Genomic DNA, 14,281 nt, shown 5'->3' with positions numbered 1-14,281 from the left:
CTAAACATTAAAATCCTGTTTATTTATAATAATATATATAATCGTCGTACTGGCTATCAAGGCTACTACTAACACAACTACAGCTCTAACCCATGTAAATGCCATACCACCCAATGTTATATTCCAAGCAGAACCTATTGATAAAGGATTGAACAACATATCAGATCCATATAGCTGGAATACAATATATATTACTGCAACTAGGCTAGTGACTAATATAGAAGTATTTTTGTTTGAAATACATAGTCCAATCCCTACCCCTAATAGAGTCAGGAATAAAAGCTTTAATATAGCAGGTATCATAGACAATCCCATTACCTTCCACAATGGATAAAGTTCTAGCTGATTTGAAGGCATTGCCCCATGATTCATATTCATTGAAGAAGTAGCAAATCTTCCTATTCCTAATGTTCCCCATATATCAACATGTTCATATCCATTAAATGAAGTAAATCCTTTAGGGTCTACTAGTATAAGATTTCTCAATCCTCCAAACCCATGTCTTATACCCATAAATAATATTGGTATAAGGAAGGATATAATCAATATGATAAATACAGAAAGTAATATGGCAGTATAATAATGTCCGAATATATACCCCCTATTCTTAGGCAATACCTTTACTAACTGCATACTTCTACTTTTTCTATCCTCTACTACCATTGCACAGGTATATACAAGAAATATGGTGCATAATACAGGAACTGAGAATCCTTCAAATCCTACCTTCCTCACATAAAATGTCCATGGAGATGCTATATCTAGCTCTAGTCTTTTTTCTTTAGTTTTATATAAGTCTAATAGCCTTGTGATTATACTTTTAAGCCCATCATAAATAGCGTGCCTATCCTCTTTTATATTAAAAGTATAGAAAGCATTATTTATTATTTTATTAAAATCAACTGGAAGTTCTTCTTTCAATCCTAACATTGTTATTTCTTCCTTAAAGATATCCTCTGATAAGGGCCTATTTTCCTCAAAATCTGCATTTACATCCATTACAGTCCTAATTTCCATAATCTCCATAGCCAAGAGTTCATCCGAGTATTCTTCAGGATTTAGATTTTTATATATTTCTATCATTCTTTCTTTGTTTTTAATAAGCCACTCTCTAAGTTTGGTATAATTATCATGTAGACTCAAAATCTCAGGATCTTTATACCTAGCCTTAACACTGTCTTTATTCCTTGCATTTGCCTCTTTCGCCTGTATCAACTCTAGCTCCAAATTGTCAACTATTTTTGACTTAGAAGAATATGCTTCTCTTTCAAGATTTATTACGGTGTATAAATTCAATATTATGATAATGACTAATACTGTCAAGGTAATCCTATTTCTAAATATTGATTTTAGTTGGTATCTCATACTCATTCTCCTTATATAGTACATACTGCTAGTCATTTTAATTTATACTAAATTACAACTTAGTCTGTATTTATATCTGCAGGATTAATCCCTGTTTGAATCATCTTAGGTCCTGTTGGAGTATAGCAGATTTCATAATTATAACAACTATCATCAGCTATGCATCTAGCAATACAATTTGTACCTACTTCATGATCTTCTTTATCCAAAATTAAACTTCCTACCATTGGTTGTACTAAGTATTTCATTATTTTTCCCCCCTCAATTATATTGAATTTTAGAAATTATACTCATTAAAATTATCTTGATTATGGCTAGCAGTATGATAGCTATCCCTTTATTGGTTCATCAATTTATAACTCTTTATGATAGAACTCTTGATTTCGCTTATTTGCTCATCACAATTTCTAACCTTGTCTCGGCTCCTTCTTAGTGGACATCCTCCGCCCATACATACTGGTAAAATTATACATTGGGAACATTTTTCATCCAATGTAGGATCGAACAGCATATAATCAAAATATCTTTTTGGAAGATTTGATATAGGGTTTCCCCCTACCTGTCCTACACATACACTTTCTTCACCCATTTCCTCCCAGCATTTATATATATTTCCTTCTGGATCTATTACTCCCGAATTAATCCTGTCACATACACAATTAGATGTTATATATCTAGGGTAAAATGTATTATAGTCTATTCTATATCCTTTATCTATACATTCTTCTATAAATCTGTCCCTAAGTTCATTGTATTCCCCAGTTGTCAAAGTATATTCATTATCTATATCTTTATGATCATATACTCCTGCAATATATGGAGCAACAAATCTAGAGATAGGACTATTGGTTATAAAATTCAATAATTCAGAGGCGTCTTCTTTATTGTTTTTATCTACATTTATTCTAATACTAATGTTTGGTAGCTTTTCTCTCTCTTCTTCATACAACATACTAATATCCATCAAATTTTTCATGATTTTATCAAATGTTTTCCCTTTGTTTTTCAAATACCTTCTTTGATCATGAGTTTTTGCAACTCCATCCAAGGTTATTTGTATTGTTCTAACATTATACTTGGCAAGCATCAACAAGGTATCTGGATCTAACAAATAACCATTAGTAATTATTCCTGCAAAATAATCAACTTTATAATCATTACAAAGTTTGATTATCTTTTCACTCATGCTTTCAATTCGCTTTCTCTCTAATAAAGGTTCTCCTCCATACCAGGTAACACCAAGAGTTGCTATGCTCTTTAAATTAGATTCTATCATTTGAATAATTTTATTTTCTACATCATCTGTCATTTGCTTATCCTTTAAAACATCTCTTTCATAGCAATAAGGGCATCTAAAATTACAATCAGCTGTAGGTGCAATAGTCAACTTTAATGTATTAGTTGAAAACCTGCTGGCATACATATTGTGTCTAATCATTGCAAGTTCATCAAAATTATCTTCTACTAAGAATCCTCCATATAATAAATCTTGATATAATTTATTTGTAGAATTACTATCTGGGTCTTTAAAAATTGATTGAATGACCTTATAATCCTCCTGCGAAATTTCAGCCAATGCATTCGTTCTGGCATTATAAGCTAATATATTTTTCCCCATATGAAAAAAAATATTGTATCTTGATTCCTTCATGCTTATCCCCCCTAATTAGTATGAAAAATCAATTGTTTGTTTTCTTACTCTAGTGCATCTATATTATTTAATAAAATATCGTTTATTTCTGCATTTCCCTCCATTTGTACTAAATATGCCTGTCTTCCTTCATTAACTTTAAAATCAATTTCTTTATTTTCATCTAATTCTAATACATAAAAACCCGACTATTTCCTGCTCTCCCACTTGAAAACTAAGGTCTTTTATTATTGTTTCCCGCCCAAAGGATTTTTTCAAATTATTAATCCGCAATATGCTCTCCATGATTTCCCTCCTAAACATTAAAATCCTGTTTACTTATAATAGTATATATAATCGTCGTACTGACTATCAAGGCTACTACTAACACAACTACAGCTCTAACCCATGTAAATGCCATACCACCCAATGTTATATTCCAAGCAGAACCTATTGATAAAGGATTGAACAACATATCAGATCCATATAGCTGGAATACAATATATATTACTGCAACTAGGCTAGTGACTAATATAGAAGTATTTTTGTTTGAAATACATAGTCCAATCCCTACCCCTAATAGAGTCAGGAATAAAAGCTTTAATATAGCAGGTATCATAGACAATCCCATTACCTTCCACAATGGATAAAGTTCTAGCTGATTTGAAGGCATTGCCCCATGATTCATATTCATTGAAGAAGTAGCAAATCTTCCTATTCCTAATGTTCCCCATATATCAACATGTTCATATCCATTAAATGAAGTAAATCCTTTAGGGTCTACTAGTATAAGATTTCTCAATCCTCCAAACCCATGTCTTATACCCATAAATAATATTGGTATAAGGAAGGATATAATCAATATGATAAATACAGAAAGTAGTATGGCAGTATAATAATGTCCGAATATATACCCCCTATTCTTAGGCAATACCTTTACTAACTGCATACTTCTACTTTTTCTGTCCTCTACTACCATTGAACAGGTATATACAAGAAATATGGTGCATAATACAGGAACTGAGAATCCTTCAAATCCTACCTTCCTCACATAAAATGTCCATGGAGATGCTATATCTAACTCTAGTCTTTTTTCTTTAGTTTTATATAAGTCCAATAGCCTTGTGACGAAAAATTTAACCCCATTATAAACAGAATGTCTGTCTTCTTTTACATCAAAGGCATAGAGCATTAACTTATTTGAATCAAAGGGAAGCTCTTCCTTCAATTCTAAATACTTTATGTCCTCCTTGAATATCTCCTCTGACAATGGTCTACCTTCCTCTAAATCTGCATTTACATCCATTACACTCATCGTTTCCATAATCTCCATAGTTAAGAGTTCATCTGAGTATTCCTCCGGATCTAAATTTTCATATATTTCAATCTTTCTTTCTGCATTGCTGATAGCCCAATCCCTAAACTTCTCGTAATTTTCAGAATACCCTAATATCTCAGGATCCTTATACCTAGCTTTAACACTGGATTTCGTTCTTTCTTGAGCATCTTTCATACGTATTATATTCAACGCCAAATTATTAACTATTTTTGAATTAGAAGAATATGCTTCTTTTTCAAGATTTATTACGGTGTATAAATTCAATATTATGATAATGACTAATACTGTCAAGGTAATCCTATTTCTAAATATTGATTTTAGTTGGTATCTCATACTCATTCTCCTTATATAGTACATACTGCTAGTCATTTTAATTTATACTAAATTACAACTTAGTCTGTATTTATATCTGCAGGATTAATCCCTGTTTGAATCATCTTAGGTCCTGTTGGAGTATAGCAGATTTCATAATTATAACAACTATCATCAGCTATGCATCTAGCAATACAATTTGTACCTACTTCATGATCTTCTTTATCCAAAATTAAACTTCCTACCATTGGTTGTACTAAGTATTTCATTATTTTTCCCCCCTCAATTATATTGAATTTTAGAAATTATACTCATTAAAATTATCTTGATTATGGCTAGCAGTATGATAGCTATCCCTTTATTGGTTCATCAATTTATAACTCTTTATGATAGAACTCTTGATCTCGCTTATTTGCTAATCACAATTTCTAACCTTGTCTCGACTCCTTCATACTATCCCCCGGTTAATATGGAAAATCAACTGTTTGTTTTCCTATACACTACCATCCAATCTGAAACATTTCAATTCATTCGACAAAACTAGCTATAATGTTATATTTTCCAACTATGTATTGACTATAAAATAAAATTTTTTATGACAAATTCTAGATATTAAGATTCTATTTCTCTATAAGAGCAACTATATCGGAATATTTTTTGAAACCTATTTGCGGGAAGCACTTAATATCAAGATATTGAAAGTAGAGCTTTCCTATTCGTTATAAAAAAACACCCCATTCTGACGCTAATCCTATTGTCGTCAGAAGGGGGTATTTTGAACTATTTAAATATCTTAACTCTCTCTTCTAGTGGTTTGAACTCTTTTTCTCCCGGTACATCTGTTGGTTTACCAAATGGCATTTGAGCTATTAGCTTCCAGTTATTAGGTACATTCCATTCTTTTTTTACATCTTCTTCAATAAGTTCATTATAATGCTGAACTGATGCGCCATATCCTTCTGATTCTAATGCTGTCCATATTACAAATTGATGCATTCCATTTGTTTGTTGTGACCATATTGGAAAATTGTCCTTATACGTTGGAAATTCTTTTTGTAAATATTCTACTATACTATTGTCTTCGAAGAATAATATTGTACCATATCCAGCATCAAAGGAGTTGATTTTTTCATCTGTAGATGAAAATTTTTCAGCAGGTACAATTTTTCTAAGGGCTTCCTTAGTAATATGCCATAATTTTGTATGATGCTCACCCAATAATAAAATTACTCTTGTAGTTTGTGAATTAAATGCTGATGGTGTATGTTTCACTGCATGTTCTATTATTTCTTGAATTCTTTCATCAGATAATACTACATCTTTGCTAATTCCATAATGTGATCTTCTTTGCTCTACCGCTTCATAAAAATTCTTTGTCATTTTATATTCCTCCAGCTAATTTTATTTTTTTGATTTATTTTTTCATCTCTATCATTATAATATGGGATTTTTCCCTTGATTTTATTATTATATCTTCTTCTACTATCTCTAATGCATCCCTATTATTTAGTAAAATATCGTTTATTTCTGCACTTCCTTCTATTTGTACTAAATATGCCTGTCTTCCTTCATTAACTTTAAAATCAATTTCTTTATCTTCATCTAATTCTAATACATATATATTTGCATCTTGATATATCTTAATTGGTGCATCGCCATCAATACTTGATACTATTTGAAGCCATTTATTTTTTCTATCTTCCCATTCAAATCTATAGTCACCATAATTTGGTTTAAGTCCCTTTTCATTTGGAAGTATCCATATTTGTAAAAACCTTGATGTTGTTTCTCCTAAATTATGTTCACTATGATATATCCCTGTTCCCGCACTCATATATTGTACATGACCTCTGCTGATAGTGTTTTTATTTCCCATACTATCTCCATGTGTTAGTTCTCCATCTGCTATATAAGATATTATCTCCATATCTTTATGAGGATGGGTCTCAAATCCTGTATTAGCTTTTACCAGGTCATCATTTATTACTCTTAATACTCCAAAATTCATATTATCCTTATTGTAATATGTTGAAAATGAGAAATGGAATATACTTTGTAGCCATCCTAGGTCAGAACGACCCATGTTTTTACTATCTAATTTTCTTAACACATCGTCCACCTCTTTCAATTTAATTACCTTTTTATACTTGTTTTTTATTTATTATTAACTTACTTTTATTTACTTAGTGTAGTTTTATTATTGCATATATAATTTAATATGTCAAGTATAATTTTAAAAAATTTTTAAATAAAAAAATCCCCTAATTAAATGAGGCCACTGAAAAACATTAGTTGCTTTTCTCGATTTTTAATCTAGATAATGAAATTAAAACGAACTAGGGATATTTTTTATCACTAGTTCGTTTTTCTTTAATAAAAGCTTATGATATTAAATTTAACTTACTTTATTAATGCAATTATTCTTTTTAAATTTACTGCAAATATTGTGAGTGCTCCTTGCAATTCCATGCCAATTAGACATGAAGATGATGCTATATCATATCCATGTCTATGCTTTAATTCGCTATTTTTAGCCTCTATTTTATACCGTTCTTTTACTCTCTCTTTAAAATACTCTGTTTCTTGAAAATTCATTTGCTCTTGATGAGTTACAGATTTTATAGATACAGAATATGATTTTGTTTTTGCACCTTCTTTATAGCATCCATCTTTATGCGAACAACATTTACACTTTTCTATGTCAAAATAATATGTATTGACTTGATTTCTTGCTCCCCCTTTTTTACCTTGGCGTGCTTTCCTTATTGCCATATGCCCTGCTTTACAGACATACATTCCAGCATCTTTATTATATTCAAACTTGTCCTCATTTTTTCTATTGCCGTGGGCTACTGTAGGATTTAGCTTTGAAATTAATCTAAATTTTTCTTCCTTGGCATACTTTATATTATCTTTTTCTGAGTATGCGGTATCTCCTATTACTTCATTTACTTCAATACCATTTTTACGTGATTTTTCTACTAAATCTTTTAATTGTTTACCATCATGCTTTTCTCCAGATGTTATGGTGGCTGCAGTTATTATTCTTTCTCCTGTCAATGCTAAATGAGTTTTATATCCAAAAAAAGAAGTGTCTGCAGTTTTATGACCTACTTTTGCATCCTTGTCATTAGCATATTCTAGCATTTCTAAATCATCTTCAATTAATTCTTTTAATAAATTCATTTTCTCTTTTACTTTAGGGTATTGCGATATTATTTCATTGTTTTCAACAACAGATATTAGTTTTTTACAATATTGTATTTCATCTTCTAGAATACCGCTATTTACTTTTGGAGGAAATTCTTTTTTTATTGAGTCATCTATTTCATAGACTGATTTTCTTAATTTCTTAGAGTATTCAAGAAGGATTTCTCTTTGCGATTTTTGGTTATATCTTGCTTTAGTATGAGTGGAGTCCACAATGATTGAATTGCTTTTTATTATACCTTCTTCTAATGCTATTTCTACAGTTTTTCCAATGAGTAAATCGAGTAAATTAATATCTTTTAATCTTTGTTTTCTAAACTTTGTTAAAGAACTTGGATTAATAACGTCTTCTTCTGGTGCCATATTAAGGAAATACTTAAATGACATATCATATCTTGAACGTTCTACGACATCTATATCTGATAAATCATAAATTACTTTTAGAAGAAGGTATTTGAACATTCTTAAAGGATCAATTGCACCTCTTCCATTATCAGGAGAATATTTTGTGATTAATTCATCATAAACAAATGAAAAATCAATCATTTCATTTATCTTTCTAAGGATATTATCTTTTGGAATAATCAAATTGTATATTTCACTATATGTACTTAAAATCATTTCCATTTGTTTTTTTAGCATTAGAATCACCTTCATCAATTAGAATGTATTTATATATATATTCTACAACAAAAAAAGCATAACTCCTACAACTATTATTGTATTTGTTATGCCTTTAATTCTATTTTACTAGTACTTTTTCAGTGGCCTCAATTAAATTAGAGGATTTTTAAACTTATTTAACTATTAGCTCCACTTTTCAGCCCAATTTTGTATTTCATCCATAACAGTTTCCAGGGCTTTTCCCTTTTCCGTAAGTTCATATTCGATTCTTACGGGAGTTTCTGGATAAACTTTTCGTATTACTATTCCTTCTTGCTCTAGTTCTTTAAATCTTTCTGTAAGCATTCTTGCACTCATATTTGGTATGGATGCCGATATATCTGTAAAACGTTTTTGTCCATTTAACAATGTTCTTATAATTAATCCAGTCCATCTTTTTCCTAATAGTTCAAAAGCATCTTCAAACTTTGGACATAAATGATATTTTGTCATTTAACTCACCACCTACTTATATTGTACCATTTTTAGTTGAAAATAGTAAGTAAATTATTATATAATACTGCTCAAATATATAATATAATTTTTCAATCAATTTTATTGTCAAATTGTAGTAATAAGTCCCTGTCTATCTATAAAATTTTTCAATTTGACTAATTTCTTAGCAAAACATATAATGAAGCTTGGTCTAGTTGCCTGATAAAGTAAATAGGAGTGATTAAATGACTAAAGCTAAAAAAGTAATCATATTATCCCACTGTATATTAAATGAATATTCTAAAGTGAAAAAATGGGATAAAGATGAAAAAATAACAGAATTAAATACAATGGATTTTTTAAAATTCCTTTTAGATAGTGAGATTGGCATTATTCAGCTTCCTTGTCCTGAGTTAAAGGGATATGGATTAAAAAGATGGGGGCAGGTAAAGGAGCAATACGATCATCCCCATTATAGAAAAATTTGCAGAGAATTATTTGAGCCAATTTTAGATCAAATATTAGAGTATCAATCTAATGGCTTTGAAATAATCTCTCTCATGGGCATATATGGAAGTCCTACTTGTGGAATCTATAGAACTTGTTCAGGCAACTGGGGTGGAGAAATAGGATCTAATCCTGATATTCAAGGTACTATCGCTACTGTTTCAGGTATAGATGATAGTGGAATATTTATGGAAGAGATAAATCAAATTTTTAAAGACAATGATCTAGACATACCTATGATAGATTTTCATAAAGAAAACTTAGCGTCAATAATAGATCAAATTAAAAAATCATTATAAAAAGCGGCTTAAATTAAACATACCCTTGTCTACTTGACAGGGGTATGTTTAAATAAGTCGCTTTTATTAGTTTTTCCTTGCTTCTTCTAAAGCTCTAGTTCCTCTTTCTTGAGCATCTTTTAAAGCATCAGGTACAGATTTTTCTCCAGCAAATACTAGGTCTAACTCTTCTCCCAATACATCTAATGCATTTATTCCACCTATATTTCTTGTTCCTTGGAATCCAATATCAAAGCTTTCTAATCCTACTGCTTTAATTGGAGCTGATTCTAAGTATGCTTTATATTCGGGAATCTCTCTAGCAGAATATCTAGCTGGTAAATATCCTGTTTCTTGTGCTAAATAAGCTGTGTTTTCTGGTGTTGATAAAAACTTACTAAATAACCAAGCACCTAATTTCTCCTCTGGCGTCCCAGTATTGTATACTGCTACATTTGTACCATAGTATAATTGGTCATTTGTCTTATGTCCTGGAAGAGGTGCTGCAAATATATTTATTCCTTCTAAGGTACTTTTCTCTATGGTTGATATAGCTGATGTAGATGCTACACACATTGCCGCCCTTCCTTGTGATACTGGAACGTTAGCATATTTATCTTCTCCTGCTGTACGTGCTACCTTTGATTGAATTAATCCATTTAAGAACTCTATAGCTTCTTCTGTCTCTGGAGTATCAAAATATAATTCATTTGTTTCTTCACTCATAGTCATACCACCTGCTTGTTTTAACCATGGAGCTATATCTGTGGAAATATTATTTGCAAATACTAAACCATATATATCTGGCTCTCCATCTCCATCAGTATCTTTTGTCAATTTCTCTGCTGCAACTTTCCATTCTTCCCATGTCTTTGGTACTTCTACTCCTGCTTCTTCAAACATATCTACATTATAGTATAAAACCATTTGACTCTTATTAAATGGCATAGCATACTGATTGCCATTCCATATTCCATCATCTAAAAATAATGCTGGATAATCAGCTAATTCTTCTTTACTTAATCCAACTTTCTCATTTTCCATATAAGGGTTTAGATTTTCAACTAATCCTTTTTCAACATACCAAGATAATCTATTGGAATATATTTGAGTCATAGTAGGCAATTGATTTGCTTTAGCAGCAGCCATTAGTTTCTCAAATAATTCTCTATAATTTCCTTGAAATTGAAGATTTATCTTTATATTTGGATTTTCATCCATAAATTTATCTGCTAAATTAACTAAAGCCTCTTCGTTTGAGCCACTCATTGCATGCCAAAATACTACTTCTGTTGATTCAGTAATCTCTGTTAAAATTTCATCTTCTTTAACTTCACCTACCTCATCAACTATTTCATTATTGTCTACAGGTTTTGATTTACACCCAACTAATGATATAGATAAAACCAATACTAAAAATAATGCTAATAATTGTTTCTTCATTTAAAATCCTCCTATTTTTAATTTTATTTAATCACTTGTACAGTGTTTAAGCTAACCTTTTATTCCCGCCTTGGATACTCCCGATATAATATGTTTTTGAAGTATAGTATAAAATATAATCACAGGCAATACTATAATATTTGTTGCAGCCATTAAAACATTGTAATCTGTTCCAAATTCATTGGTAAATGCAGATAAAGCTAAAGGTAATGTCCTCATTTCCTTAGAATTAGTTACTATAAGAGGCCAGAAAAATGAGTTCCAACTACTTATTACTTTCAATATAATCAAGGTAACTATTGTAGGTTTGGCTAAAGGTACCATTATGGTCCATAGAAATTTAAAATCACTGCACCCATCAATTTTTGCAGCATTATATAATTCATCTGGTATACTCATAAAATGCTGTTTAAGAAGATATATAGAATATATACTGGCACACCAAGGAATTATCAACGCCTTATATGTATCTATCCACCCTAATTTACTCAATGTTACAAAATTAGGTATAGTAAGTACTTCTCCTGGTACCATCATAGTTGCTATGAGAATAGTAAATATAATATCTCTTCCCTTAAAATTCACCCTAGAAAAAGCAAATGCTGCCAATATAGTAGTGATTATTTCTCCTAATGTAACAGAAACTGTAACTATTATGCTATTTTTAAAATATGTTTTAAAAGGAGCTGCTTCCAAGGCTATCTTGTAATTCTCCCACATTAATTTAGAAGGGATAAACTTTGGTGGCATTATAAGCACCTCATTAGAGGGCTTTAAAGATGTGGATATCATCCATATAAAAGGTACTAGTATAAAAAGTGCACCTACTGTAAGTATCATATATATTAAAGTTTTCTGTAATGTTCTTTTCATTAATATCATCCTTATTAGTAATTAGACTTGGTTTTTCCAATTTTCAGCTGAATTAAAGTAAATATAAGTATTATGATAAATAATACAAATGCAGCTGCTGAAGAAATGGAAAACTGCCAATGTCTATAGAATTTATTAAATATATAATAAACAATGGTTAATCCACTTTTCAATGGTCCTGTACTTGTATTGTATAATACAAAAACTTCATCAAATATTTTAAAAGCACCTATTACAGAAGTAATAGATACAAAAAATAAGGTAGGACTTAGTAATGGCAAAGTAATGTTAGTAAATATATTCCATTTATTTGCACCGTCTATTTTGGCAGATAAGTGGTATTTTTTATCAATATTTTGTAATCCTGCTAAGAAGATGATTATCTTATATCCCATTCCCTTCCATACGTTAAAGAGAACTAGTATTGGGATTGTTAGATTAGGATCTGTTAGCCACTTTATCTTTTTCCCACCTAAAGACATAACTAAATAATTAGCCAGTCCATAATCACCATTGAAAATCCATCTCCATATAATAGCTAAAGCTGCTGTTGAAGTAACAAAAGGTAGAAAATATATAGACCTAAAAAAACTATTCAGTTTAATATTGGAATTTAATAACAGTGCAAAACCTAAAGATACTATTATTGATAAAGGTACAGCTCCCAATACAAAATAGAATGTATTTTTTAGAGCCAAATAAAAATCCGGATCACTTAATACATACTGAAAATTATCAAAACCTCTTTTATATACTTCACCACTTAAATAATCAAAATCAGTATAAAAAGACATGGTAAAGGATTTAATTATGGGATAAATCTTAAATGCGACCAATATCAATGTTGCAGGAAGAATATATAATAATCCCTTAAAGGTGTTTGATTTTCTTAATTTGTCTATTACTCTCAACAAACATCCCCCCTGTGAAATATATGGATGTTTTTAACATCTAAATATAGCCTGTCCCCTAAATCTATGTTAAAGTCCCATGAAACAACTAAGGTAATCTTTATCCCTTCATCTATATTGGCAATAATATAGATTTCCTTCCCCATAATCTGTATACCTGTTACTTCTACAGAAAATAAGGCTTCATCCTTATTAGTTATAATAAGATCTTCTGGTCTAATTCCTAAAGTTATTTCACGTTCCCTTATTTCTCTGTCTTTTAAATGTCTAGATAGATTTAATATAATATTACTATTATGTAATTTAATATCCTCTTTATTATCCATTATCTCAGCTTCTATGAAATTAATAGGTGGATTTCCTAAAAATCTAGCTACAAATTTATTGGAGGGATTAGAGTACATCTCTTTTGGTGTAGTATATTGTTGATATAATCCATCTTTCATCAATAAAATTTTATCTGAAATACTCATTGCTTCCTCTTGATCGTGAGTAACAAAAATAGTAGTAATCTTTACTTCCTGCTGAATTCGTCTGATTTCTTCTCTCATTTCAATCCGAAGTCTTGCATCTAAATTAGATAAAGGTTCATCTAATAACAAGATTTCAGGTTTTTTTACTAGGGCTCTAGCAATTGCAACTCTTTGCTGCTGGCCACCTGAAAGTTCAGAAGGCTTTCTATGTAACAAATCTTCTATTTTTGTAAGTTCAGCCATTTGGGTAGCTAATCTATTAGCTTCTTTTCTGTTCATTTTTTTCATCTTCAAGGGAAACATAATATTTTTTAACACAGACATATGAGGATATAGTGCATAGTTTTGAAATACCATACCTATCCCTCTATCTTCTGGCTCTATATTTGTAACTTTTTTATCTCCAAAATATATATCTCCATTATCAGGTTTTAAAAGTCCTGCAATTAAAGATAATGTAGTACTTTTTCCACATCCGCTGGGGCCTAATATGGATATTAAATCGCCATCATCTATTTCTAAATTCAAATTATTTACTGCCTTAACTGATCCAAATGCTTTACATATATTTTCTAATGTAATTTTCATATAACCCCTCAAATTTCTATATTTAAATCCTAGCGTTTGCTTCTCATAGACTATGGTTAATCTACCAGATTATAGGATAACACTTTTGGATACATAAGTTAAATTTAATATTTCTATATTTACATGGTTTACTATAGATTAATCTAATTATCTGAGTACTTAAAAATCAAAATAATATAAAACCATTTATTAATCATTGATAATTTATGATATAGGATATAATATATAGAGAGTAAGTATATTTAAAGTAGGTG

Annotated in this window: 16 protein-coding genes; 1 reads left to right on the top strand and 15 read right to left on the bottom strand. The window is 30.2% G+C overall.

The features are described 5' to 3' along the window. From RBU61_RS04330 to RBU61_RS04285, 11 genes are all read right to left on the bottom strand, one after another. Positions 1-1,365, bottom strand: coding sequence for a hypothetical protein (locus RBU61_RS04330; protein WP_308878352.1), 1,365 nt, complete (start codon positions 1,363-1,365; stop codon positions 1-3). 59 nt (positions 1,366-1,424) lie between these two features. Further along, positions 1,425-1,613: a hypothetical protein gene (locus RBU61_RS04325; RefSeq protein ID WP_308878346.1), complete on the bottom strand. Its 189-nt coding sequence runs from the start codon at positions 1,611-1,613 to the stop codon at positions 1,425-1,427. Between the two features lie 89 nt (positions 1,614-1,702). Continuing rightward, complete coding sequence (locus RBU61_RS04320) at positions 1,703-3,016, bottom strand: radical SAM/SPASM domain-containing protein (RefSeq protein ID WP_308878351.1); 1,314 nt, start codon at positions 3,014-3,016, stop codon at positions 1,703-1,705. A 44-nt stretch (positions 3,017-3,060) separates the two neighbouring features. After that, positions 3,061-3,165 carry a hypothetical protein gene (locus tag RBU61_RS19480; protein ID WP_374212510.1) on the bottom strand — a complete coding sequence of 35 codons (105 nt, stop codon included), beginning with the start codon at positions 3,163-3,165 and terminating at the stop codon, positions 3,061-3,063. 10 nt (positions 3,166-3,175) lie between these two features. Beyond that, positions 3,176-3,301 (bottom strand): hypothetical protein, encoded by a 126-nt coding sequence (locus tag RBU61_RS04315; protein WP_308878349.1) that lies wholly within the window; start codon positions 3,299-3,301, stop codon positions 3,176-3,178. 10 nt (positions 3,302-3,311) lie between these two features. Beyond that, the gene (locus tag RBU61_RS04310; protein ID WP_308878347.1) at positions 3,312-4,667 is read right to left on the bottom strand and encodes a hypothetical protein; all 1,356 of its coding nucleotides are present in this window, start codon (positions 4,665-4,667) and stop codon (positions 3,312-3,314) included. A gap of 59 nt (positions 4,668-4,726) precedes the next feature. Next, positions 4,727-4,915 carry a hypothetical protein gene (locus tag RBU61_RS04305; RefSeq protein ID WP_308878346.1) on the bottom strand — a complete coding sequence of 63 codons (189 nt, stop codon included), beginning with the start codon at positions 4,913-4,915 and terminating at the stop codon, positions 4,727-4,729. 511 nt (positions 4,916-5,426) lie between these two features. Then, complete coding sequence (locus tag RBU61_RS04300) at positions 5,427-6,026, bottom strand: nitroreductase family protein (protein ID WP_308878345.1); 600 nt, start codon at positions 6,024-6,026, stop codon at positions 5,427-5,429. Between the two features lie 34 nt (positions 6,027-6,060). Beyond that, on the bottom strand, positions 6,061-6,756 hold the full coding sequence (locus RBU61_RS04295) for a pirin family protein (protein ID WP_308878344.1): 696 nt from the start codon (positions 6,754-6,756) through the stop codon (positions 6,061-6,063). A gap of 290 nt (positions 6,757-7,046) precedes the next feature. Continuing rightward, entirely contained in the window at positions 7,047-8,498 is a 1,452-nt protein-coding gene (locus RBU61_RS04290; RefSeq protein ID WP_308878343.1) for an IS1182 family transposase, read from the bottom strand. 165 nt (positions 8,499-8,663) lie between these two features. Then, positions 8,664-8,972 carry a helix-turn-helix domain-containing protein gene (locus RBU61_RS04285; RefSeq protein WP_308878342.1) on the bottom strand — a complete coding sequence of 103 codons (309 nt, stop codon included), beginning with the start codon at positions 8,970-8,972 and terminating at the stop codon, positions 8,664-8,666. 227 nt (positions 8,973-9,199) lie between these two features. Between RBU61_RS04285 and RBU61_RS04280 the strand changes: the two genes are divergently transcribed. After that, positions 9,200-9,760, top strand: coding sequence for a CD3072 family TudS-related putative desulfidase (locus tag RBU61_RS04280; RefSeq protein WP_308878341.1), 561 nt, complete (start codon positions 9,200-9,202; stop codon positions 9,758-9,760). A 66-nt stretch (positions 9,761-9,826) separates the two neighbouring features. On the opposite strand, the gene RBU61_RS04275 is transcribed toward RBU61_RS04280, so the two are convergent. Genes RBU61_RS04275 through RBU61_RS04260 form a run of 4 tightly spaced genes read right to left on the bottom strand, consistent with a single transcriptional unit; the run spans position 9,827 to position 14,027 of the window. Then, positions 9,827-11,182: an ABC transporter substrate-binding protein gene (locus RBU61_RS04275; protein ID WP_308878340.1), complete on the bottom strand. Its 1,356-nt coding sequence runs from the start codon at positions 11,180-11,182 to the stop codon at positions 9,827-9,829. 51 nt (positions 11,183-11,233) lie between these two features. Then, the gene (locus RBU61_RS04270; RefSeq protein ID WP_308878339.1) at positions 11,234-12,055 is read right to left on the bottom strand and encodes a carbohydrate ABC transporter permease; all 822 of its coding nucleotides are present in this window, start codon (positions 12,053-12,055) and stop codon (positions 11,234-11,236) included. Positions 12,056-12,069: 14 nt separating this feature from the next. Next, positions 12,070-12,966 (bottom strand): sugar ABC transporter permease, encoded by an 897-nt coding sequence (locus RBU61_RS04265; RefSeq protein ID WP_308878338.1) that lies wholly within the window; start codon positions 12,964-12,966, stop codon positions 12,070-12,072. Continuing rightward, positions 12,963-14,027: an ABC transporter ATP-binding protein gene (locus RBU61_RS04260; protein ID WP_308878337.1), complete on the bottom strand. Its 1,065-nt coding sequence runs from the start codon at positions 14,025-14,027 to the stop codon at positions 12,963-12,965. The genes RBU61_RS04265 and RBU61_RS04260 overlap by 4 nt, the downstream gene beginning before the upstream one ends. Between the last annotated feature and the right edge of the window lie 254 nt (positions 14,028-14,281).

The organism is Tissierella sp. MB52-C2 (genome assembly GCF_030931715.1).
Lineage (GTDB): Bacteria > Bacillota > Clostridia > Tissierellales > Tissierellaceae > Tissierella.
Note: the sequence above shows the minus strand (reverse complement) of the source record. Positions and strands in the feature narration are given on the sequence as shown.